Annotated in this window: 21 protein-coding genes; 5 read left to right on the top strand and 16 right to left on the bottom strand. The window is 71.8% G+C overall.

All coding sequences use genetic code 11. From position 1 onward, the window contains the following. Window positions 1-17: 17 nt before the first annotated feature. Together KZC56_RS06345 and KZC56_RS06340 are read left to right on the top strand one after the other, a co-directional pair. Complete coding sequence (locus KZC56_RS06345; protein ID WP_136031410.1) at window positions 18-368, top strand: TraR/DksA family transcriptional regulator; 351 nt, start codon at window positions 18-20, stop codon at window positions 366-368. A 32-nt stretch (window positions 369-400) separates the two neighbouring features. Then, a complete protein-coding gene (locus KZC56_RS06340) occupies window positions 401-838 on the top strand; it encodes a VOC family protein (RefSeq protein ID WP_206252034.1) in 438 nt (145 codons plus the stop codon). 93 nt (window positions 839-931) lie between these two features. Here the strand turns inward: KZC56_RS06340 and KZC56_RS06335 are convergent, their stop codons facing one another. Further along, window positions 932-1,780: a Gfo/Idh/MocA family oxidoreductase gene (locus KZC56_RS06335; protein WP_247638128.1), complete on the bottom strand. Its 849-nt coding sequence runs from the start codon at window positions 1,778-1,780 to the stop codon at window positions 932-934. 179 nt (window positions 1,781-1,959) lie between these two features. Between KZC56_RS06335 and KZC56_RS06330 the strand changes: the two genes are divergently transcribed. Continuing rightward, window positions 1,960-2,811, top strand: coding sequence for a hypothetical protein (locus KZC56_RS06330; protein WP_247638127.1), 852 nt, complete (start codon window positions 1,960-1,962; stop codon window positions 2,809-2,811). Window positions 2,812-2,898: 87 nt separating this feature from the next. On the opposite strand, the gene KZC56_RS06325 is transcribed toward KZC56_RS06330, so the two are convergent. Together KZC56_RS06325 and KZC56_RS06320 are read right to left on the bottom strand one after the other, a co-directional pair. Then, window positions 2,899-3,756 carry a fumarylacetoacetate hydrolase family protein gene (locus KZC56_RS06325; RefSeq protein WP_247638126.1) on the bottom strand — a complete coding sequence of 286 codons (858 nt, stop codon included), beginning with the start codon at window positions 3,754-3,756 and terminating at the stop codon, window positions 2,899-2,901. A 14-nt stretch (window positions 3,757-3,770) separates the two neighbouring features. Continuing rightward, window positions 3,771-4,745 (bottom strand): C-terminal binding protein, encoded by a 975-nt coding sequence (locus tag KZC56_RS06320; RefSeq protein WP_247638125.1) that lies wholly within the window; start codon window positions 4,743-4,745, stop codon window positions 3,771-3,773. 76 nt (window positions 4,746-4,821) lie between these two features. On the opposite strand from KZC56_RS06320, the gene KZC56_RS06315 reads away from it, so the two are divergent. Continuing rightward, window positions 4,822-5,571 carry an SDR family NAD(P)-dependent oxidoreductase gene (locus KZC56_RS06315; RefSeq protein WP_136030038.1) on the top strand — a complete coding sequence of 250 codons (750 nt, stop codon included), beginning with the start codon at window positions 4,822-4,824 and terminating at the stop codon, window positions 5,569-5,571. Then, entirely contained in the window at window positions 5,564-5,914 is a 351-nt protein-coding gene (locus KZC56_RS06310) for a nuclear transport factor 2 family protein (RefSeq protein ID WP_136030040.1), read from the top strand. The genes KZC56_RS06315 and KZC56_RS06310 overlap by 8 nt, the downstream gene beginning before the upstream one ends. Before the next feature lie 177 nt (window positions 5,915-6,091). Here KZC56_RS06310 and KZC56_RS06305 read toward each other — a convergent pair whose 3' ends face one another. The 13 genes from KZC56_RS06305 to KZC56_RS06245 form a co-directional block, all read right to left on the bottom strand. Beyond that, complete coding sequence (locus KZC56_RS06305) at window positions 6,092-6,370, bottom strand: type II toxin-antitoxin system RelE family toxin (protein ID WP_247638124.1); 279 nt, start codon at window positions 6,368-6,370, stop codon at window positions 6,092-6,094. Then, entirely contained in the window at window positions 6,367-6,642 is a 276-nt protein-coding gene (locus tag KZC56_RS06300; RefSeq protein WP_247638123.1) for a type II toxin-antitoxin system Phd/YefM family antitoxin, read from the bottom strand. Before KZC56_RS06300 ends, KZC56_RS06305 begins: the two co-directional genes overlap by 4 nt. Window positions 6,643-6,719: 77 nt before the next feature. Continuing rightward, entirely contained in the window at window positions 6,720-7,916 is a 1,197-nt protein-coding gene (dinB, locus tag KZC56_RS06295) for a DNA polymerase IV (RefSeq protein ID WP_136030044.1), read from the bottom strand. Between the two features lie 155 nt (window positions 7,917-8,071). Continuing rightward, window positions 8,072-8,863 (bottom strand): SDR family NAD(P)-dependent oxidoreductase, encoded by a 792-nt coding sequence (locus tag KZC56_RS06290; protein WP_247638122.1) that lies wholly within the window; start codon window positions 8,861-8,863, stop codon window positions 8,072-8,074. 1 nt (window position 8,864) lies between these two features. After that, window positions 8,865-9,941, bottom strand: coding sequence for a mandelate racemase/muconate lactonizing enzyme family protein (locus tag KZC56_RS06285; protein WP_247638121.1), 1,077 nt, complete (start codon window positions 9,939-9,941; stop codon window positions 8,865-8,867). After that, window positions 9,938-10,699, bottom strand: coding sequence for an SDR family NAD(P)-dependent oxidoreductase (locus KZC56_RS06280; RefSeq protein ID WP_136035568.1), 762 nt, complete (start codon window positions 10,697-10,699; stop codon window positions 9,938-9,940). Before KZC56_RS06280 ends, KZC56_RS06285 begins: the two co-directional genes overlap by 4 nt. Window positions 10,700-10,749: 50 nt before the next feature. Further along, window positions 10,750-12,141 (bottom strand): hypothetical protein, encoded by a 1,392-nt coding sequence (locus KZC56_RS06275; protein ID WP_247638120.1) that lies wholly within the window; start codon window positions 12,139-12,141, stop codon window positions 10,750-10,752. Window positions 12,142-12,176: 35 nt separating this feature from the next. Further along, a complete protein-coding gene (locus KZC56_RS06270) occupies window positions 12,177-14,363 on the bottom strand; it encodes a DUF4148 domain-containing protein (RefSeq protein ID WP_247638119.1) in 2,187 nt (728 codons plus the stop codon). A gap of 51 nt (window positions 14,364-14,414) precedes the next feature. Continuing rightward, window positions 14,415-16,238 (bottom strand): dipeptide ABC transporter ATP-binding protein, encoded by a 1,824-nt coding sequence (locus tag KZC56_RS06265; RefSeq protein WP_247638118.1) that lies wholly within the window; start codon window positions 16,236-16,238, stop codon window positions 14,415-14,417. Then, a complete protein-coding gene (locus tag KZC56_RS06260; protein WP_247638117.1) occupies window positions 16,235-17,083 on the bottom strand; it encodes an ABC transporter permease in 849 nt (282 codons plus the stop codon). Before KZC56_RS06260 ends, KZC56_RS06265 begins: the two co-directional genes overlap by 4 nt. Next, window positions 17,076-18,038, bottom strand: a complete 963-nt coding sequence (locus KZC56_RS06255) for an ABC transporter permease (protein WP_136035265.1) — start codon at window positions 18,036-18,038, stop codon at window positions 17,076-17,078. The genes KZC56_RS06260 and KZC56_RS06255 overlap by 8 nt, the downstream gene beginning before the upstream one ends. 1 nt (window position 18,039) lies before the next feature. Continuing rightward, window positions 18,040-19,575: an ABC transporter substrate-binding protein gene (locus KZC56_RS06250; RefSeq protein WP_247638116.1), complete on the bottom strand. Its 1,536-nt coding sequence runs from the start codon at window positions 19,573-19,575 to the stop codon at window positions 18,040-18,042. A 144-nt stretch (window positions 19,576-19,719) separates the two neighbouring features. Continuing rightward, window positions 19,720-21,081 carry an MFS transporter gene (locus tag KZC56_RS06245; protein WP_247638115.1) on the bottom strand — a complete coding sequence of 454 codons (1,362 nt, stop codon included), beginning with the start codon at window positions 21,079-21,081 and terminating at the stop codon, window positions 19,720-19,722. Between the last annotated feature and the right edge of the window lie 113 nt (window positions 21,082-21,194).

Below are 21,194 nucleotides of genomic sequence, written 5' to 3'. Positions count from 1 at the left end.
GCGCCTAGAGTGGGCGGATGAGTGAGGATCCGCGCGTGCTGCTGGAACGACTGCGCGCCGAGGCGGAAGGGCGGGTGCGCGCGACCGCGGCCACGCTCGACGAGCTCATGCACGACCGCGAGGGCTCGAACGACGACGACGAGCACGACCCCGAGGGTGTGACGCTGTCGTCGGAGTGGTCACGGCTCACCGGGCTGGCCGAGGCTGCGGCGGTGGAGCTGCAGCAGGTGGACGACGCGCTGGCCCGTCTCGATGCGGGCACCTACGGCGTCTGCGCGAACTGCGGGAAACCCATCCCCGCCGGGCGGCTGGAAGTGCGACCGTTCGCCGAGTACTGCGTCGCCTGCGCGGAGAAGCTCGGCCGCTGACACCACGACACGGCACGGCGTAGCATCGCGGCATGCCCATCCACCTGGAGAACGTCGGGATCGCCGTGCGCGACCTGGAAGCCACGATCGCCTTCTTCACCGACCTCGGGCTGGAGGTGGTCGGGCGCGACGAGGTGAGCGGCGAGTGGGCGTCGACCGCGGTGGGGCTCGACGGCAACCACGCGAGGATCGCCGTGCTGCAGACGCCCGACGGCCAGGGGCAGCTCGAACTGTTCGAGTACCTCCACCCCGCCGCGATCGAGACCGAACCCACACTGCCGAACGAGATCGGCATGCACCGCGTCGCCTTCTCCGTGGACGACATCGACGCGTCACTGGCCATCGCCGCCCGGCACGGCTGCCACCCGCTGCGCGGCGTCGCCACCTACCGGGACGTGTACAAGCTGACGTATCTACGCGGCCCGAGCGGCATCATCGTGATGCTCGCGCAAGACCTCACGAGGAGCTGAGCTCGGCCGCGTGGTCACCGGTGCGGGCGTTCGATATCTGGCGCCCGAGGAGTCGCGCGGAGGAACGTCCCCCACCTCCGCGACGCCGGAGCATCAGAGCGCGCGCGTGATCTGCTCCAGCACCGCGATGGGCTCGCGCAGCTGGGCGACCGGGACCGGGGTCTCGCCGGTGAGCAGCAGCCGCACGAACGCGTCGACTCCGGGCCGTACGTAGTCGGGGCCGACCTCGATGTCGCGCTCGACCGTGCCGCCCGTACCGACCGCCGTCACGTGGAACGGCACGGCCGCGTCGCCCTCGGGCCGCACGAAGTCCAGCACCACCGGCACGCCGCCGACGCGGTAGCGCGCGACGACACGGCCGTCGGCCCGCTCGACCTCCACGCCCTCCGCCGCGCCGGGCAGCAGGTGCTGGGCGACGTCGGCGTGGTGGATGCCGTAGAAGAAGAGACCGCCGTGCGGGCTGTCGGCGTCGGCCGGGCCCGAGACGGTGAGCGACTGGAGCGCGCCGACCCCGGCCACGGCGTCGGCGATCGCCGCGGTGTCGTCGAGCCAGCGGAGCGCCGAGGAGGAGGTGACGGTCGTGCCGCCACGCTCGGCCGCGGCGAGGATCGCGTCGGCGTCGTCGAGCGTCGTGGCCAGCGGCTTGTCGACCCAGACGGGAGTGCCGGCCTCGAGGAACGGCACGGCGAGCGCGCGGTGGAGCGCCCCGTCACGGCTGGTCACGATGAGCGCGTCGACCGCGCCGTTGAGCTCAGACACCTCGGGGGCGATGCGGGTGATGGCTCCGAGCTCGGCGAGCTCCCTGGTGCGCTCCACCTCGCCCGCGACGAGGGCCGAGACCCGCACCGGGAGGTCGGCTGCCTCCTCCCCGTTGAGGTGGCGGACGATCTCGGTGGCATGACTGTTCTCGATGCCGACGATCGCGACGTTCTTCGTCTCCATGCTGTCCTCCTCCACGGCGACCGGCGGAGGACGACGATGCCGCGCCCCGCCCGGCCGGCTCTGCGCCCACCCTAGCCGCGGTCTGCCTCGCGGCGCGGGTCCACCACCGCGGACGCTGCCGATCCGAGCCGACGGACGGCCGCCGGCGCCCGGCCCCTGCGCAGTAGGCTGAACCCATCATGGACGAGTTCATCCAGGGCTTCTGGACCTTCGCGGGGCACTACTGGTGGCTCGTCTTCCCGCTCATGGGCATGGCCGGAGGCGTGGCGAAGGCGTGGGAGCGCAGCTCGAAGCGCCGTCACGAACGCCGCCTGGAGACGCTGCGCATGAAGGCGCAGCTGAAGACCGCCGAGATCGAGGCCCGCGCCCTGGGCCGCGAGGCGAAGCGCCGCGGCCCGTCGGTGGTCGACACCACGGCCCCCGTGTCGACCGACGACCTGCTGACGCGGCTGTTCGCCGAGCACGACGAGATCACGGCCCGCTGGCTCGACTACGAGCTCGACGTGGCGAAGCTGATCGCCTTCCCCGCGATGAGCGACGGACGGCAACCGCTCACCGCCGCGTTCCTGCGCGCCAAGAAGACCGCCGACGCGCTGCGCCCCGCCTCGGCCGGCGCGACGCTGTCGGAGCACCAGATCGCGGAGTACCTGCAGGCCGTTGGCGACTACGCGGTGGCGTTCGAGATCGCCGAGAAGGATGCCCGCCGGCTGCGCGACTCCACCTTCACGGAGGCGGAGCGCAAGCGCCTCGACCGCGCGCAGCAGCTGCTGAAGGTCGCGGTCGCCGAGTCGGCGACGCAGGCCGAGCGCAACGTGGCCTACAAGCGCGTGCGCGAAGAGCTCGACGGCCTGATCCTGCTGTCGGACGAGGCCGTGACGGTGCTGGAGAAGCAGGTCGCCCGCGAGCTCCCCGCCACTCCCGCCGCCCCCGCCGCGACGCCCGAGGCCCAGGCCGAGCCGGAGCCCGAGCGCATCCCGGTCGCCGACCCCCTGCACCGCACCCCGCCGCAGCCGCCGCGCGACCTCGCCTGACCTCGCACACCCCCGACGGCCTCTGGCCGCGGCACGGCGCACTCAGCGAAAGGAGCCGTGCCGCGGACACAGGCCGCCGGGGTCGCGTCAGCTCAGGTGCACGCGCTCGGTCCGCTGCCGCTGCTGCCCGAGCCCCTCGATCTCGATCGTCATCTCATCGCCGTCCTGCAGATAGGGGAAGCGTCCGGAGAGCGCGACGCCCTGCGGGGTACCGGTGTTGATCACGTCGCCCGGCTCCAGCACCAGGTAGTGACTGAGCTCGTGCACCAGTTGCAGCACCGGGAAGATCATGTCGGCCGTGGAGGAGTCCTGCCGCGGCTCGCCGTTCACGAAGGAGCGGAGGCGCAGCGCCTGCGGGTCGACCTCGTCGGCGGGCACGAGCGCGGGGCCGAGGGGGTTGAACGTCTCGGAGCACTTCCCCTTCGACCACTGCCCGCCCGAGACGTCGAGCTGGTACGCCCGCTCCGACACGTCGTTGGAGATGGTGTACCCGGCGATCACGTCGCGGGCGGCCTCGGGCGACGGGAGGTAGCGGGCGGTCCTGCCGATCACCACCGCGAGCTCCACCTCCCAGTCGACCTTCTCCGCACCGGGCGGCAGCAGCACCACGTCGTTCGGGCCGACCACGGTGTTGGGGTGCTTGAAGAAGAGCACCGGGTGCGCGGGCGGCTCCGCGCCGGACTCGGCCGCGTGCGCGGCGTAGTTCTGGCCGATACACAGGACCGCGGTCGGGCGGGCGACGGGAGCGCCGAGGCGGAGGCCGTCGACGTGGGCGACGGGCAGCTCGTCGCGGCGCAGGGCCTCGCGGGTGCGGGCGATGCCGTCGGCGGCGAGGAACGCCCCGTCGATCTCGGCCGTGAGGGGCGCGAGGTCGCGGATCACCCCGGCGTCGTCGCGGACGTAGGGGCGTTCGTGGCCGGCGGGGCCGAGGCGCAGGAGTTCCATGTCGGGCTTTCGGGTCAGCGGGCGGCGGCGAACGACGGGTTGACGATCGGCACGGACTCGCCCGCGAACGACCGGATGATGTTCTGGGCCGCGTGCACCGGCAGGTCGGCGAGGGCCTCGGGGGAGTACCAGGCGGCGTGCGGGGTGAGCAGCACCTGATCGAGGTCGCGGAGCGGGGAGTCGGCGGCGAGCGGTTCCCCCGCGAAGACGTCGAGCGCGGCGCCGCCGAGGTGTTCGTCGCGGAGGGAGGCGGCGAGCGCGTCCTCGTCGATGAGCGGTCCGCGGCAGGTGTTCACGATCACGGCGCCCTGCTTCATGGTGGCGAGGGCGGCCGCGTCGATCAGGTGCCGGGTGGCGTCGGTGAGGGGCACGTGGAGGGTGAGGATGTCGGCGCGGGCGATGGCGTCGGGGATCTCGACGGGCTCGCAGCCCGCCTCGCGCACGGCATCGGCGGGGGCGTACGGGTCGGCGACAAGCACCCGGAAGCCGAGGCCGCGGAGGCCGCGGGCGACCAGTGAGCCGATGCGACCGAAGCCCAGCACGGACACGGTGGTGGTGGAGGGGCGCACGGCGAGCGGTCGGGCGTCCACGGCCTTCCAGGTGCCGGCGCGCACGGCGCGGTCGTAGGCGGGGAGTCCGCGCGCCTGGGTCATGATCATGGCCACGGTGTGCGCGGCGACCTCTTCGATGCAGTAGCTGGGGGTGTTGGCGACGGCGATGCCCCGGGCGGTGGCGGCGTCGACGTCGATCATGTCGTACCCGATGCCGACGCGGCTGATGAGGCGCAGGTTGGGCATCCGGTCCATGAGGTCGCCGTCGATGCGTGCCCACTGCACCACGAGTCCCTCGGCCTCGGCGCCGAGCGCGGCGATGTCGTCGGGGCTGCCGGAGGCGGCGCGATCGGCGCGCAGGCCCGCGCCGCGGAGGGTGTCTTCGATGACGGTCCCCGGGAGGTCGCAGTCGGTGACGAGGATGAGCGGCGCAGTCATGGGAGCGATGCTATAGCATCTAGCAAAGCGGTGTACAGCGGCTGACAGCGACCGGTTCTTGCTATAGCGTTTAGGCATGACTGTTCGCCGCGCACTCATCACCGGCGCGAGTTCCGGCATCGGAACCGCCGCCGCCCTCGAACTCGCCCGCGAGGGCGCCGCCCTCTGGATCACCTACACCGGGCGCGAGGCCGAGGCCGAGCGCGTCGCCGAGGAGTGCCGGGCGGCCGGTGCCGCCGAGGTGCTGGTGTCACGGCTCGACCTGCGCGACCCCGAATCGATCGACGCGCTCACCGACCGCATCACCGTCACCTGGGGCGAGCTGCACGTGCTCATCAACAACGGCGGAGTCTGCCCCTACACGCCCTACCCCGACATCGACATCGAGGAGTGGGACTTCGTCCTCGAGACCAACGCCCGCGGCACCTTCCTGCTCACCCGGGCGGCACTCCCCCTGCTGCGCGCGGCCGAGGGCGACCGGTCGGTGGTCAACATCGCCTCGATCGCCGGACAGGTCGGCGCCCTGCAGACCGGCATCCACTACGCCGCCAGCAAGGGGGCGCTGCTCGCCATCACCCGCAGCTTCGCGCGACACCTGGCCTCCGAGGGCATCCGCGTCAACGCCGTCACCCCCGGCCCTGTCGCCAGCGCCATCACCGACCAGCTCCAGGGCGAGGGGCGCGCGAAGCTCGAAGCCGGCATCCCCCTCGGCGCGTTCGGCCAGCCCGAGGACGTCGCCTGGATCATCGCGTCGCTCGCCTCGGAGCGCGCCCGCTTCATCACCGGAGCCACCTACGACGTCAACGGAGGAGTTCGCATTGACTGACCGCACCGCCCTCGACCGTTCCGCGCACGACACCGTGCAGGCACAGCTCGACGCGTTCAACGCCCACGACCTCGACGCGTTCGTCGCCACCTACGCCGACGACGCCGTCATCACCGGTGTCGCGCCCGAACCCATCGTCGGCGCCGAAGCCATCCGCGCGTTCTACGAACCCCGGCTGCAGAACCCCGAGCTCTCGTGCGTCATCGAGTCGAGCGTGCTCTTCGGCGCGCGGTGGGTCGTGGCGCAGGAGCAGGTGATCAACGCGGGTGTCGCGACCGAGACCATCGCGACCTTCGACGTGGTGGACGGCCGCATCGCGCGGGCGTCGATGCTCAAGGCCTGAGGCGCGGAGGCGGGGTCACCTGCGGCGGTACCCGTCCGCACGGTGGGCTATGCGGCCGGTGGACGGCCGCACGGTGCGCAGGAGATCTCGCGTCATGAAGGAGCGGAGCTCCGGAGACCTCCTTCATCGCGTGAGATCTCCTTCGTTTCGAGGGGGCGTGCGGGCCACCGGCCTCTGTCAGTCCCAGTGCGGAGCGGGCGGGCGGTACGCATCACGGCGGTGCCGGGCGCGCACGACCACGATCGTCTCTCGCGCGCCGAGGAAGAACAACACTCGGTAGTCCCCACGGCGTGCAGAGCGCAGGCCCTCGAACTCGTCGACGAGCGGCTTGCTCATGCGTTCCGGATTCTCGGGCAGGGTGAGGACAGCGAACTCGACGATGGCCTGTGCGATCTTCTGCGGCAACCGATCGAGGTCGCGCCAGGCGGAGTCAGCGAAAGCGGTGATCCAGGTCACCGGGGCCGAACCCCGTAGCGCTCCATCGTCTCCTCCGCGCTGCGCAGCTCGCCGGCCTCAGCCTGTCGCCGCGCATCGTCGACATCCTGTCGCGTGCCCGGCTCCGACAGCCAATGCAGCGTCTCGTACAGAGACTCCAGGGCGTCCTTACTCATCAACACTGCCGCGCCCCGGCCGTGGCGAGTGATCTCGATCGTCTCGTGCTCGCGCTCGACCTGGTCCACCAGGCGCGAGAGGTGGTCCTTGGCCTCGCTCAGCGGTACAGTCTGCATGCCCTCAGTGTAGCCCGACTTCTAGCCAGAACGGGGGTGAAGTCTGGCCTTAACCATGGCAGCCCTCTTCCGGGGCCTCACTCGTGCTCGGGGAGGATCGGCGTGGACCAGCCGGGGTCGCGTCCGAGCTGTGCGGCGCGGGAGACGGAGGCCGCACCGTAGCGGTCGCGCAGGGTGTCGAGCACCGAGTCGAGTCGCGCCTCATCACCCCAGTCGATCGGGAGCTCCGGCTGCACGCGGTCGGCGCGGTCGAGCTGCGACAGGGAGAGGCCGAGCAGCGTGATGCCGCGGTCGGCGACCTCGGACTGCGCAGCGGCGAGCAGGGTGCGCGCCACCGTGAGGAGGATCGCGGTGCGGTCGGTCGGCGCGCCGAGCGTGCGGGAGCGGGTGGCCTTCGTGAAGTCGCCGAAGCGCAGTCGCAGCACCACCGTGCGGCACACGCGGTCGCCGTCGCGCAGCCGCCGGGCGAGCCGGTCGACGATCTGCGTGAGGATGAGGTCGAGCTCCTCCGCCGACCGCGGCCGCGAGCCGAGCGCGCGCTGCGAGCCGATCGACCCGCGCCGCCGCGTGGTGTCGACCGGGCGCGGATCCCGCAGTCGCGCGAGCGCGTGCACGTGCGCGCCCGTGGCCTTGCCGAGCATGCGCTCCGCCGTCGCCGCCTCCAGCTCCGCGAGCTGGCCGACCGTGCGCACGCCGTAGCGGTGCAGCTTCTCGGCCGTCACCGCGCCCACACCCCACAGCCGCTCGACCGGCAGCGGCAGGAGGAACTGCTCCTCGCGCTCGGGCTCCACGACCAGCAGACCGTCGGGTTTGCTCACGGCGCTGGCGACCTTCGCGAGGAACTTGGTGCGCGCGACCCCGACCGAGATCGCGAGCCCGACCTCGCGTCGCACACGCTCCCGCAGGCGCACGGCGATCTCCTCCGGCGTTCCCGCGATGCGCCGCAGCCCGCCGACCTCCAGGAACGCCTCGTCGATCGACAGCCCCTCGACCAGCGGCGTCGTGTCGCGGAAGATCGCGAAGACGTCTGTGCTCGCGGCGGAGTACGCCTCCATGCGCGGCGGCACCACGACGGCGTCGGGGCACAGCTCCCGCGCCTGGCGACCGCCCATCGCGGTGCGGACGCCGCGGGCCTTCGCCTCGTAGCTCGCCGCCAGCACGACCCCGCCGCCCACGATCACCGGTCGACCGCGCAGCTCGGGGGCGTCGCGCTGCTCGACCGACGCGTAGAAGGCGTCGAGGTCGGCGTGCAGCACGGTGGCTTCCCCACGCATCCGTTCTCCCGTCGACGAGCGGATCGTCGCACGGACCCCGGACATCGGTGCGGGCGCGTCGTTACGATCGCTCGGAAACCCCACCGGCGACGAGACGAACGGCGCTCAGACACCACGCCGGCGACGAGACGAACGGCGCTCAGGAATCGGCGGTGTCAGGCGTCGAAGCGGGCGCGCAGGGCGGGGTCGACGGTGATGTCGCCGAAGGACGCGCTCCAGGCGCCGTCGACCGCGATGGACTGACCGGAGAGGTACGGGGCCTCATCGGAGAGCAGGAATGCGGTGACCGCGGCGACCTCCTCCGCCCGGGCGATACGTCCCATCGGCGGGCCCTCCGCGAGCGCGCGCTCCTCCGCAGCGGGGTCGGCCGCTCGGGCGATCTGCGCCTCCAGGTGCGGGGTGCGCACGCCGCCCGGCGCCACGGTGTTCGCACGTATGCCGAGACCGCCATATGTCACCGCGACACTGCGCGTGAGCGCATCGATGCCGCCCTTCGTGAACTCGTAGGCGGCGTGATCCACGAAGCTCGCCCGCCCGTGGATCGAGCCGATGTTCACGATCGCCCCCGGCAGGCCCTGGTCCACGAATGCCGACACCGCGGTCGAGCAGCCCCACAGGTAGCCGAAGCCGTTGATGCCGATGATCTCCCGCACCGCGGTCTCGTCGAGCTCGTGCAGGGGAGTGCGCCGAGTGATGCCGGCGTTGTTCACCCACCCGCCCAGTGGTGCGCGCGCACGGGCCGCGGTCGCCGCGCGCGCGTGCGCCTCGCGGTCGGACGCATCGCCGAGCACGACCTCCGCCAGCACGCCCGCCTCGACCGTGCCGGAGCCCGGGGAACGTTCGAGCCCCACCACGATCCAGCCGTCGGCGGTGAGGCGCTCGGCGACCGCGCGGCCGATGCCCTTGCCGCTGCCGGTGACCACGACACTGCGCGGGGAGTCGGTCATGTCAGTCCCTCTCGAATCGGAACACGGCGGGGTCGAGCGCGAACCCGAGGCCCGGGGTATCGCTCGGTGTCACGGCGCCGTTGAACCGCGGGCCGCCCGTCACGAACGAGGGCGCGGGGTCGTACGGATTCACGCCGCGCGCGAAGGTCTCGACCTGGATGCCGAGATGTGCGGTCACCTCGGGGTAGACGTGGCCCGACACGGGTACGCCCCGCTCGGCCGCCCACGCGATCAGCTCCCGTGCGGGGGTGACTCCGCCGATCGCGACCACGTCGAGGCGCAGCGCATGGACCTCGCCGACCTCCACCAGCGCCTTCAGCACCGCGGGGTCGGTCACCTCGTCGCCCACCGCGACCGGCAGCCCCGACTCGCGGCGGATCCGCGCGACACCCGCCGCGTCCTCCGGCAGCAGGGGATCCTCGAGCCACGCCAGGCGCGGGTCGCCCCACTGCGCGATCTCGGCGAGGGCCGTGTCGGCGTCGGGCCAGCCGAAGCCCACGTCGACCACCAGCCCGGTCGTGTCGGGCAGTTCTGCGTTCAGCAGCGCCAGCAGCTCGCGCATGTATGCCGGATCGGGAATGCGGGAGATCTTCACCTGCGACCACCCCGGCGCCTGCACCAGGACCTCGTCCGCGACCTCCCGCGGTGTGCGCTGCGGTGACGGGTACGCGGCCACGAGCATCGCGTCGCGGGGAGCGTCGCCCGTGCCGAGCAGGCGCCACAGCGGCACCCCGGCCCGCCGCGCGGCGATGTCCCACAGCGCGATGTCGACGAGCCCGATGGCCCGGCGCACGAGCCCGACCCGTCCGACGATCGCGCTCCCCCGCAGCATCCGCTCCCACGTGCTCGCCGGGTCGTCCGCGTCGGTGCCGACCGCGTGCGAAGCGACGAGCCGCTCCACGATCTCGGCCATCGGCGCCTCGCGCGACAGGCAGTACGCGACGCCGGTGGTGCCGTCACCCGCGGTCGCCCGCACAGCGGTGTACTCGCGGCGCGTGACCGTCATGGCCCCGAGCTGCAGGGGCGCGGGCAGCGGCAGCACCACCGTGGCGGTGTCGACGCGGGCGATCGCGCTCATTCGGGCTTCTTCGCGAGGGGCACGCCGTAGTCCACCATGAACCCGCCGTCGACGTACAGCGTCTGGCCGTTCATGTAGCGCGACTGGTCGGAGACGAGGAAGCTGACCGCCGCGGCGATCTCGCTCGCGTCGGCCAGGCGCTTCGCGGGGATGCGCGACAGGATCGTGTCGAGGCTCAGCGTGCCCTGCTCGACCCCCTGCCGGAAGACGCCCGTGTCGACGTAGCCCGGGGCGACCGCGTTCACGCGCACGCCCCGCGCCGCCCACTCGGCCCCGGCGGTGGAGGTGAGCCCGATCACCGCGGCCTTGGTCGTGGCGTAGGGCGCCCGGCCCGCGGAACCGCGCGAGGAGATGGACGAGATGTTGACGATGCGCCCCTCGCCGCGGTCGAGCATGCGGCGCCCGGCGGCCTGGAGGGCGGAGAACACCCCGTGCAGATTCACGTCGACCACGGCCGACCACTCGTCCCACGTGAGGTCTTCGATGCCGCGGTGCCGCTGGATGCCCGCGTTGTTCACGAGAACCTCGATGGGCCCGAGCTCGGCCTCGATCTCGCCGAACACCCGGTCGACCGCGGCGTGATCGGTCACGTCGAGCTCGCGCCACAGGATGCCGGCGGGGTTGTCGCCCGCGGTGAGGCCGGGCACGCGGTCGGTCGCCACCACGCGGTACCCGTCGGCGGAGAGCCGCTGTCCGATCTCCCAGCCGATGCCGGCGGAGCCTCCGGTGACGATGGCGACGGGGCGCTGCGCGGTCATGTCTCTCCTCTACGACGGGGATTTGCTATAGCAAGTGTAGCGGCCGCAGGTCAGTCGTCGAGCAGGCTCGCGACGAGGGTCACCGCGTGCGCCTCGAGCAGCTCCAGGGCCCCGGCGGCCAGGGGGGTCTGCCAGGCCTGGTAGGCGCCGCGGTCGTAGGCCTCGCGCGTCGGGAGGTAGACGAAGCCCGGGCCGTTCGTCAGGTTCATCACCACGATGGGGGTCGCGGGGAACCGTGCCCGCAGCGTCGTCTGCAACCGGGAGTACGCCTCGCCGGGATGCCCCACGATCACCGCGTCGCCCCAGCGCCACGCCCACACCGGGTGCTGCACGGTGGGCCCGTCGATGTAGCCGTCGCGCAGGTTCCGCGCCCGGCCCAGACGCTCGTCGCGGGAGCGGGGGTCGATGTCCTTCCACTCCTCCGCCAGCTGGTCGAGCGTCGGCAGGTCGCGCAGGGGGAGCTCGACGGCCGCCACGACCCCGCGCGCCCCGTCTCCGCCGTCGACCGGCCGCCCCGCCCAGATCGCGAGCGGCGCCCCCGACTCGACCACACCGTCCAGCGTCAGCTCCTCACCGGGCAGCGGCAGGGCGTCGAGCGCGGCGAGGACCGCGTGTCCGAGCGAGCGTCCGTGCCGGTCGGCCACGGTCACGTCTCCCGTGTACTGCTCGCGCGGGGCCAGCTCGCCCGATGCCCCCTGCACGAACAGGCACGGCTCACCGGTCGCGGTCTCGACGATCTCGCGCATCGCCCCGACGTAGTCCGGCGACACCTCGCGGCTCTGCCAGGCGAGCGTGGTCGGGTGGCAGGCGTAGTTCACCAGGGTCGCCCGCACCCGGCCGTCGACGCTGATGCGACCGATGGTCACGGTGTCGTCGGCGGTGCCCTGCGGGTTGTAGCCCACGAGCGCCCGTCCGTCGAGGTCGAGCTCCCGTTCCGCGGCGAGGGTGCAGGTGCCCGTGGTCCACTCGATCAGTCCGGGGCGGGCGCCGTCGAGCGCTTCCCGTCCGGCCGCGACCCCGGCGGCGGACAGCGCCTCCAGGTAGCCGGGGATGAGCTCGCCCCCTGGCAGGTGCGCGTCGGCGGCGCACAGCACCGCGCCGGCGTGCGTGTGCGACAGCGACAGCATGAGCTGGTCGGGTTCCAGGCCGAGACCGTCAAGGATCGCGCCGCGCACCCCCTGCTCGTCGGCGACCCGGCGCCACCAGGTGCCATCGACCGCGAGCAGCACGCGGGGGCGCTCGTCGGCCCCGATCACCGCGAGCGCGGTCAGCTCGAACGGGCGATGCGCCCCCTCGGAGCGCTCCCAGTCGGCGGGACCCCAGTTCTTGGCGCGGATGCCCACCGGGGGCGTGATGTCGCGCCGGGCCACACCGATGCGGGCGCGCGTGCGCGGAACGCGGATGCGGTCGCCGAGGCGCGTGGCAGCTGCCGTGTCGTTCACTCCAGGTCCTCCCTGTCGTCCATCATGGCCGTCGCTCACACGCTCAGCACGTCGGCGATCAGCACCCGGTCCCCGGCCTCGGGCACCGTCGTCTCGACCCCGCGCTCCACGGAGTCGCTGTAGAGCAGCGTGGACGGCTCCGCGAACCCGTCGGCCAGCCGCAACCGTCCCCCGACGAACTGGGAGCCGGTGATGCGCGCGTGGTTCACGCCCGCGCCGATGTCGGCGTGCGCCGCACCGTTCGCGACCGTCGAGGTCACCCCGCTCAGACGCCAGGTGACGACGCCGTCGCCGGCCGCCCGCGACAGCAGGGCGACGTCGGCCCGCTCGGTGCCGAGCTCCACGCCCTCCACGGCGATGAGCTGGTCGCGTACGGCGGTCGCCGACAGCAGCACGTCGCGCACGGTGCCGCCGCGGATCGTGACCCGCGACGCGCCGAGCTCGAACGGCGCGCCGGAGGCCGGGCCGCTCAGCCGGCAGTCGACGAACTCGACCGGTCCCGAACCACGGGCCTTGGTCCCGTCGATGCCGCCGATGGTGCAGCGCACGAAGCTGACCGGGACCGTGACGGGCGTCTGCACGAGCACCTGGTCCTTCGGCAGCGCGAACGTGGAGTCCTCGATGGTCGTCGGCCGCGAGGACCGCGCCGACCGCTGCCCGATCGCCAGCAGCCCGGCGGTGCAGCCGCGCACCTGGGCCCCGTCGGCATTGATGGTCATGGTCGCCTGCGGGTCGAAGGTGGAGCGGCCGATCACCCGCACGTTCTCGAGCGTCAGGTCGCTGATCTTCGTGCCCGCGACGAACCACGAGCACACGTGGTCGCGCACCGTGATGCGCTTGGCGGCCGTGCCCCACTGCGCCCCGGAGTTGGCGATGTCCATCAGCCCGGAGTTGCCGATGAAGGTGAGGTCGTGCTCGTACTGGCCGTGCGTCGTGAACGGGTTGCCGCCCTGGTCGTCGCCGTCGCCGTGACAGTTCTCGACGATGCAGTACGCGCTCGCGGTGAGGTCGTTCAGGTGTCGCGCGTTCGACGACGTGCAGTCGGCGACCCGCCCGTAGAGGCTGTAGATCTGCTGCGTGAGGTACCCCGCGCCGCCGTAGAACACGGTGGGCGGGTTCTCGACCGAGCAGCGCTCGGTGGTGAAGTGGGTGTTCCACCGCCGCATGATCACGGGCCACCAGGTGCGGCTGGCGTGCACGTCGGCGACGTCGCAGTGGACGGCGTACTCGAAGGCGATCGGGTGCGACCCTGTGCGCTCGCGCGGATCGGGGAAGGACCCGTCGGTGGGTCCGTCGAACGGTCCGGCGCCGAGGAACCGCATGTTCGCGATGCGCACCCCGACGACCGGCTCCATCCGGCGCCAGGTGAGCCGGCGACCGGTGTCGAGCGGCCACCCGTTGAGGTAGTCGACGCGGATGTGCGTGGCGTCGAGCTGCTGCGTCACCTGCACGAACCGCTGCAGCTCGCGCTCGTCCCGCCCGCCACCGGCGACCTCGTCGCACTGCACCGCCCACCAGGTGTCGACGGCGAACGGGGTGGCGTCGGGCACCGCGACCGCGTCGGTCAGCTCCGCCCACGGCTCGGTCAGCCGGTGCTCGACGACCACGTCTGCCGCCGCCCCGGTGAAGAACATGACCGCGCCGAACGGGTTGTCGGCGGTGTTCGGCTCGATCCCCTCCGTGGTGACCAGGTGCCCGCCGAAGTCGATCTCGATGTGCGAGCGGGTGAAGACGTGCCGCCGCTGGAACAGCAGGTCGGTCTGGGCCTCGATGCGCCGGACGGCGGGGTCGTTCACCAGCGCGTCGAGCGCGTCGTCGGCCGCCGTCTCGGGTCCGGTGATGCCGAAGACCCGGAAGTCGACCGTGCCGTCGTGGAGCAGCACCCACTTCGTGTGGCGCTTGCCGGCGACGACCGTGCCGCCGTTGACCGCGGTGTCGGCCTCACCGGCCCCCACGTACACGAGCAGGCCGGCGTCGCCGGGCGCGTGATACCCGGCGACGATCGCCAGCTCGCCCTCGCGCGCCCGCAGCCCGGCCAGGTCGGCGACGGTCTCCGCCCTCGTGACGTCTTTCGAGCCCGCCGCGACGGGGGCCGCCTGCGCGGACGACGCGCCGACGACGGACCCGGCCGCACCGAGCGCGACGGCGCCGAGCCCGGTCATCAGGGCGCGACGCCCCGTCGAGCGCACACCATGTTCGGTGCCGGTGGTGGTGTCGGACATGACGACTCCTTCGTTATCGACGGCGGGTCGGGACGTGGTGTCCCGTCGGTGTCATCCGCGCGCTCCCGCGGCGGTGGGCGCCGGGACGACCGCGGTGACCGCCCCCTGCGCCTGCCAGAGCGCTGCGGCCTCGGCCCGCCGGCGCCGCTCGAGCACCGGATCGGCCACCGGGATCGCGGCCATGAGGCTGCGCGTGTACTCGTGCTGCGGGTTCGCGAACAGGGCGTCGCGCGCGCCGACCTCCACGATCCGCCCGTGCTGCATCACGGCCACGGTCGACGACATGTACCGGATCACGGCGAGGTCGTGGCTGATGAAGAGGTACGTCAGGCCGAGCTCGGTCTGCAGGTCGCGCAACAGGTTCAGCACCTGCGCCTGGATCGACACGTCGAGCGCCGACACCGACTCGTCCAGCACCAGGAACTCCGGCTCCAGCACGAGCGACCGCGCGATCGACACCCGCTGGCACTGGCCGCCCGACATCGAGCGCGGGAGCCGGTGCGCGAACTCCTCGTCCAGCCGCACCCGGTGCATCGCCTCGCGCACCTTCTCGGCCCTGGTCGCCCGGGTGCCGATGCCGTGGGCGAGCAGCGGCGCCTCGATGATCTGCGCCACGGTCTGCCGGCGGTTGAGCGCCGAGAACGGGTCCTGGAACACCATCTGCATGCGGCGGCGCAGCCTGCGCAGCTCCTCGCCGCGCAGGTCGTGCGGACGCTGCCCGTCGAACACCACCGCACCGCCGTCGATGCCGCCGAGCGCGAGCACCGCCTTCGACACGGTCGACTTGCCCGACCCCGACTCGCCGACGAGCCCCACGGTCTCACCGCGGCGGATCTGGAACGACACGTCGTCGACCGCGGTCACGCGGCGTCCGGAGCCCAGCGTGAACACCTTCGTCACGCCCTGCACGTCGACCAGCACGTCGCCCGACTCCCTGGCCCGGTCGACCGCGCTGATCGTGTCGGCGGCGCCCTTCGTCTCGTCGAAGCCCCCCTCGCTCACGGACCGGGGGTGGGATGGCCCCGCACCGTGCGGTTCCGGGGTGGGCGGTGCGAGGTGAAGGGCGTCCACAGTCGGGATGGGCTGGTGCACGTCCACCGTGAGGTCGACCACGGCCCCCAGCAGCGCCTGCGTGTACGGGTGCTCGGGCGCGGCGTAGATCCGGTCGACGGGGCCCTCCTCGACCACGCGCCCGTGCCGCATCACGTGGATCCGCTCGCAGAAGCCGGCCGCGACGCCGAGGTCGTGCGTGATGAGCACGACCGCGGTGCCGTGGTCCTCCGCGAGACGGTCGAGCAGGTCGATGATGCGCGACTGCGTGGTCACGTCGAGGGCGGTGGTGGGCTCGTCGGCGATCAGCACCGCGGGCCGCGACGACATGGCCATCGCGATCATGACGCGCTGCCGCATGCCGCCGGAGAACTCGTGCGGGTACTGGCTCAGGCGCTCCTCGGGCAGCGGCACGCCGACCTCGGTCAGCAGCTCGACGGCCCTGGCACGCGCGGCCTGCCGCGACACCCGCTCGTGCAGCCGGATCGCCTCGACGAGCTGGTGCCCGATGGTGCGCACCGGGTTCAGCGATGACATCGGGTCCTGGTAGACCATCGCGATCTCGCCGCCGCGCACCTTCGTCATCTCGCGCGTGCGGAGAGTCAGCAGCTCGCGGTCGCGCAGCCGGATGCTGCCGCCGAGCTTCGCGCCGTCGTTGAGGCGCATGATCGACAGCGCGGTGAGCGACTTGCCGGAGCCGGACTCGCCGACCAGGCCGATCCGCTCGCCGGGGCGCACCGCGAAGCTGATGCCCTTCACGGGCGTCACGTCGCCGTAGGAGACGGTGAGGTCCTGCACCCGCAGGACGGGAGCGGCGTCGGTCATCGGCCCTTCCCCTTCCGGTCGCCGCCGAACTGGTCGGCGAGCACGTTGAGCAGCCAGATGGTCACGAAGATGAACAGCGCGGGGAACAGCACGTACCCGATCGACTGGTACATCTTCTGGTAGCCCTGCTGCACGAGGGTGCCCCAGGTGGCCTCGGGCGGCGCGATGCCGAGCCCGACGAAGCTCATCGACGCCTCCAGCAGGATCGCGTTCGCGGCGTTGATCGCGGCCTGCACCACGATCGGTCCCTTGGCGTTGGGCAGCACCTCCGCGAACAGCAGGCGGCTGCGCTTCGAGCCGAAGGCCACGGCCGCGGTGAAGTAGTCCTCCTGCAGCTCGCTCAGCACCGACGACCGCACCAGCCGCGCGGTCGTGGGGGTGAGCAGGATGCCGATGATGACGGCGAGCTTCACGGGGTCGGCGCCGAACGCCGAGATGAACACCAGCGCGAACAGGATCTGCGGGATCGCCATCACGGTGTCGGCCAGGCGCATGAGCAGCTCGTCGGCCCAGCCGCGGGCAAACGCGGCGGCCATGCCCCAGGCGATGCCGAGCACCATCGCCACGAGCGTGGCACCGGCGGCGATGAACACGGTGAGCTGTCCGCCGTACAGCACGCGGCTGAACAGGTCGCGGCCGAGCTCGTCGGTGCCGAACAGGTGCACGGCCGAGGGCGCGGCGAAGCGGTCGGGCGACTGGGCCGCGGGGTCGAACGGCGCGATGACGGGCGCGAGCACGCAGGCCAGCACGATCAGGGCGAGCAGCGCGAGGGGGATCCACGAGGCGACGGCGAGCCGGCGGCGCGGACGGGTCGAGCGCAGGGCGAGGGTGAGGGTGTCAGCCACGGCTGCTCCTTGCACGAAGACGCGGGTCGAGCACGCCGTAGAGCAGGTCGACCACCAGCGTCGTGAGGATGAACATGGCGGAGATCAGCAGCACCACCGACTGCAGCACCGCGTAGTCGCGCTTGAACACGGCGTCGATCGCCAGCGAGCCGAGCCCGGGAACACCGAACACGTACTCCACGATCACGACACCGCCGAGCGTGTATCCGACGATGAGGCCGAGCATGGTGAGCCCCGGGATCAGGGCGTTGCGCAGCGCGTGCCCGAGGACCACCCCGCTCGCCGACTGCCCCTTGCCGCGGGCGGTGCGGATGTAGGGGGCGTCGAGCACCTCGACCATCGACGCCCGCAGGAACCGCATCAGCAGCGGCGCGGCGGCGAAGGCGAGGGTGAGGGCGGGCAGGATCATGCGCACGAGGTTGTCGGCCGGGTCGTCCGCGAACGGCGTGTAGCCGCGGGCGGGCAGCCACTTCAGCTGCACGGCGAACACCACGATCAGCACGATGCCGATGAGGAACTGCGGCAGCGCCATGCCCGCGGTGGAGATGGCCGTGAGCACGCGGTCGACCACGCCGAGCGGGCGCAGCGAGGCGATCACGGCGGCCGGGGTCGCGATGAGCACGGCCAGCAGGATGCCGATCAGCGTGAGCTCGAGCGTGGCGGGCAGGCGCTGCGCGATGAGCTCGGTCACCGAGAACTGGTTGAAGTACGACTGTCCGAAGTCGCCCGTGACGACGCCGCCGATCCAGCGCAGGTACTGCTCGATGACCGGGGCGTCGAGCCCGGCCTCCTCGCGCAGACGCTGGAGCATCTCGGCGTCCACGCCCGGCGTCGAGCCGAGACGGGTGATCACGGGGTCGCCCGGCAGCAGCCGGAGCACCACGAACACGAGGAGCGAGGTGGCGATCAGCATCGCGATGCTGATCGCCACCCGCCGCAGGACGGAGAGGAGCACGTCAGCCCTTCAGCTGCGCGTTCTCGAGGTGCAGCTGCCCGCCGCCCTCGACCCACACGCCGTCGACCTTCGTGCTGGTCGCGGTGACCACGGTGGACTGCAGCGGCACGATCAGCGGCACCTGCTGGTTGATGATCGTCTGCACGGTGCCCCACTTCTCGGCACGCGCGGCCTGGTCGGGCTCGGCGACGGCGGCGGCGAAGGCCGACTGGAACTCCGGGTCGACCCAGTTGCACTCGCAGCGGCCCTCCAGATAGAAATTCAGCGAGTAGGCGGGCTCGGGCGGCGTGGACTGGAAGTTCGGCACGATGTAGCCGGGGAAGCTCTTGCCCGCCGGGTAGAACGAGTCGACCCAGGTGCCGACGTCGTTGTTGTCGATCTTCAGGGTGATGCCGATCTCCTTGAGGCTGGCCTGCAGGATCTCGCCGCTGGTGTTCCACTCCGGGTACTGTCCGGCGACGCCCCACCAGGTGAGGGTGCTGCCCTCGGTCACGCCGGCCTCGGCGAACAGCTCCTTGGCCTTGTCGAGGTCGTAGGAGTAGTCGGTCAGGTCGCCGCCGTACCAGGGGTTCACCTCGCCGAGGGCGTTGTTGGTCGGGGAGACCGTGCCCTGGCCGTAGTACGCGGCGTCGAGGATCGCCTCGCGGTCGATCGCGTATGCGAGGGCCTGCCGCGCACGCACGTCGTTGAACGGCGGGGAGGTGGTGTCGACCTCCCACGACGGCCACTGGCTCGGGTTCTCCGGCTTCACGAGCGCGATGTCGCCGCCGGCCTCCAGGCCCTCGACGTCGCCCTGCGGCACCGACCACAGCACGTCGATGTCGCCCGAGCGCAGTCCGGTCACGGCAGCCGTGGACTCGGCGGCCTTCACGATCCTGATCTCGTCGAGCGCGGAGGCGTCGCCGAAGTACTCGGGGTTGGGCACGAGTGTGAGGCTGTCGTCGGGTGTGAAGGCGTCGACGATGTAGGGACCGGTGCCGATGGGCTCCTTGTCGATGGTGTCGAGCGCGTCGACGTCGAGCATCTTGACCCACACGATGCCGGCGTCGAACGTGGCGATCGGCTCGGAGAGCGTGATGACGACGGTCTTGTCGTCGGGGGCGGTGACGTCGGTCACCATGTCGATCTTGTTCTTCTCCTGCGTGGCGGTCTCGGGGTCGAGGTAGTACTCGAACGAGGCCACGGCGTCTTCCGCGGTGAACGGGTCGCCGTTGGAGAACGTGACGCCGTCGCGGAGCGTGAACGTCCACGTCTTCTGGTCGTCCGAGGTCTCCCAGCTCTCGGCGAGGTCGCCGACGATCTCGCCGGACTCGTCGGTGGTGGTGAGGCCGTTCCAGAGCAGCGGGAACAGCACCTCCTCCCACGCGAAGGTGCGGATGGCCGGGTTGAGCTGCGGGATGCCCTGGGCCGCGGCCACGGTGAGCGTGCCGCCGTCCTGGGCGGAGCCGTCGGGGGTGGATGAGGTGCTGCAGCCAGCGGTGATCAGCGCGGCGGTGAGCAGCGCTGCTCCGCCGAGAAGGACGCGACGACGCGACATGGGTGCCTCCAGGTGTCGGGTGGTGCTTCGGGTGATGCTTCGGGTAAGGGTGTTCGCTATAGCATGTAGCAAAAGCGCGAGGGCGTCTAGAGCGAACCGGATCGGCGGGGTTACGTTCTCGTTACGCCCGCCGATCCGGACGGCTCAGCGCGCGGCGGGCGCCGACTGCGGCGCCGGTGCGGGCGCCGCGGTGAAGTCGGCGCGACGGCTCAGCACGAACGCGATCGTCGCCCCGAGCAGGGTGAGCCCGGAGATGAGCAGCAGGCCCCACACGGCGGATCCCGTGGTCTGGCTGATCCAGCCGATCGCGTACGGACCGGCGAACCCGGCGAGATTGCCGACCGAGTTGATGAACGCCAGTCCCGCCGCTGCGGCCGTGCCCGTGAGCACCATGGGCGGCAGGCTCCAGAACAGCGGCGTGGTCGAGAACAGGGCGGACATCCCGACGCACAGCGCCGCGAGCGCGAGGATCGGAGTGCCCTGCGCCGCGACCGCTGCGATGAGCGACAGGGCCGTGATGCTCAGCGTGATGCCGATCTGGAGCGGGATGTTGCCCTGCTTCCGCGCGGCGCGCTCCCACGGCAGCATCACCAGCGCCGCGCAGAGGTTGGGCAACGCGACCAGCCATCCGGTCGTGGCGTTGGAGAAGTCGCCCATGCTCTTCACGATCGTCGGCAGCCACATGCCCAGACCGTACGCCCCGAACACGACGCCGAAGAACAGCACGATCAGCGTCCACAGACGCCCGTTGCGGAAGACCTCGCCCAGGCGGAGGCGGCCGTGGCGCTGCTCCGTGGCCTGCGTCTCGGCGGCGAGCGTGTCGGTGATCCACCGCTGCTCGGCCGGGTTCAGCCAGCGGGCGTCCTGCGGGCGATCGGGCAGCCAGAAGAACACGACGAACGCGAGCAGCACGGCGGGCACGCCCTGCAGGAGGAACACCAACTGCCAGCCGTCCAGACCCCACAGTCCGTGGAGCTCGAGCATCCAGCCCGACAGCGGTGCGGCGACGGCGTTGGCGATCGGGTTCGACAGCACGAACACGGCGAGCACCTGCGTGCGGTACTGCCGCGGGAACCAGAGCGTGAGGTAGAGCAGCACGCCGGGGAAGAACCCGGCCTCCGCGATGCCGAGGATGAAGCGCGCGATCGCGAACTGCGTCTCGTCCTGCACGAAGGCGGTGAGGGCGGCGACGATGCCCCACGAGATCATGATGCGCGCGATCCACTTGCGGGCGCCGAACTTCTCCAGCAGCAGGTTGCTGGGCACCTCGAAGAGGAGGTACCCGATGAAGAAGATGCCGGCCGCGAAGCCGAACGCCGCCTCGGTGATGTTCAGCGCGGCCGTCATCTCGAGCTTGGCGAAGCCCGCGTTGTTCCGGTCGATGTAGGCGACGAGGTAGAGCAGTCCGAGGAACGGGCCTAGCCGCCAGATCGCCTTCTTCATGGCCGCGGCTCCCACCGCGGCGTCGGCGGCGCGCTCCTGGGCGGCCGAGTCAGTGCCGGACATGACAACTCCTTCGTCATCGCTAGGTTTTGCTATAGCATCTAGCACCAGCGTCGTTCTGTCCAGTCCTGTCGCGGATGCCATAGCATCGAGCGAGCGAAGAGGCCCCGCGCGAC

The sequence above is a fragment of the Microbacterium sufflavum genome (assembly GCF_023091155.1).
Taxonomy (GTDB): domain Bacteria; phylum Actinomycetota; class Actinomycetes; order Actinomycetales; family Microbacteriaceae; genus Microbacterium; species Microbacterium sufflavum.
This window is presented reverse-complemented; position numbering and strand designations above follow the sequence as displayed.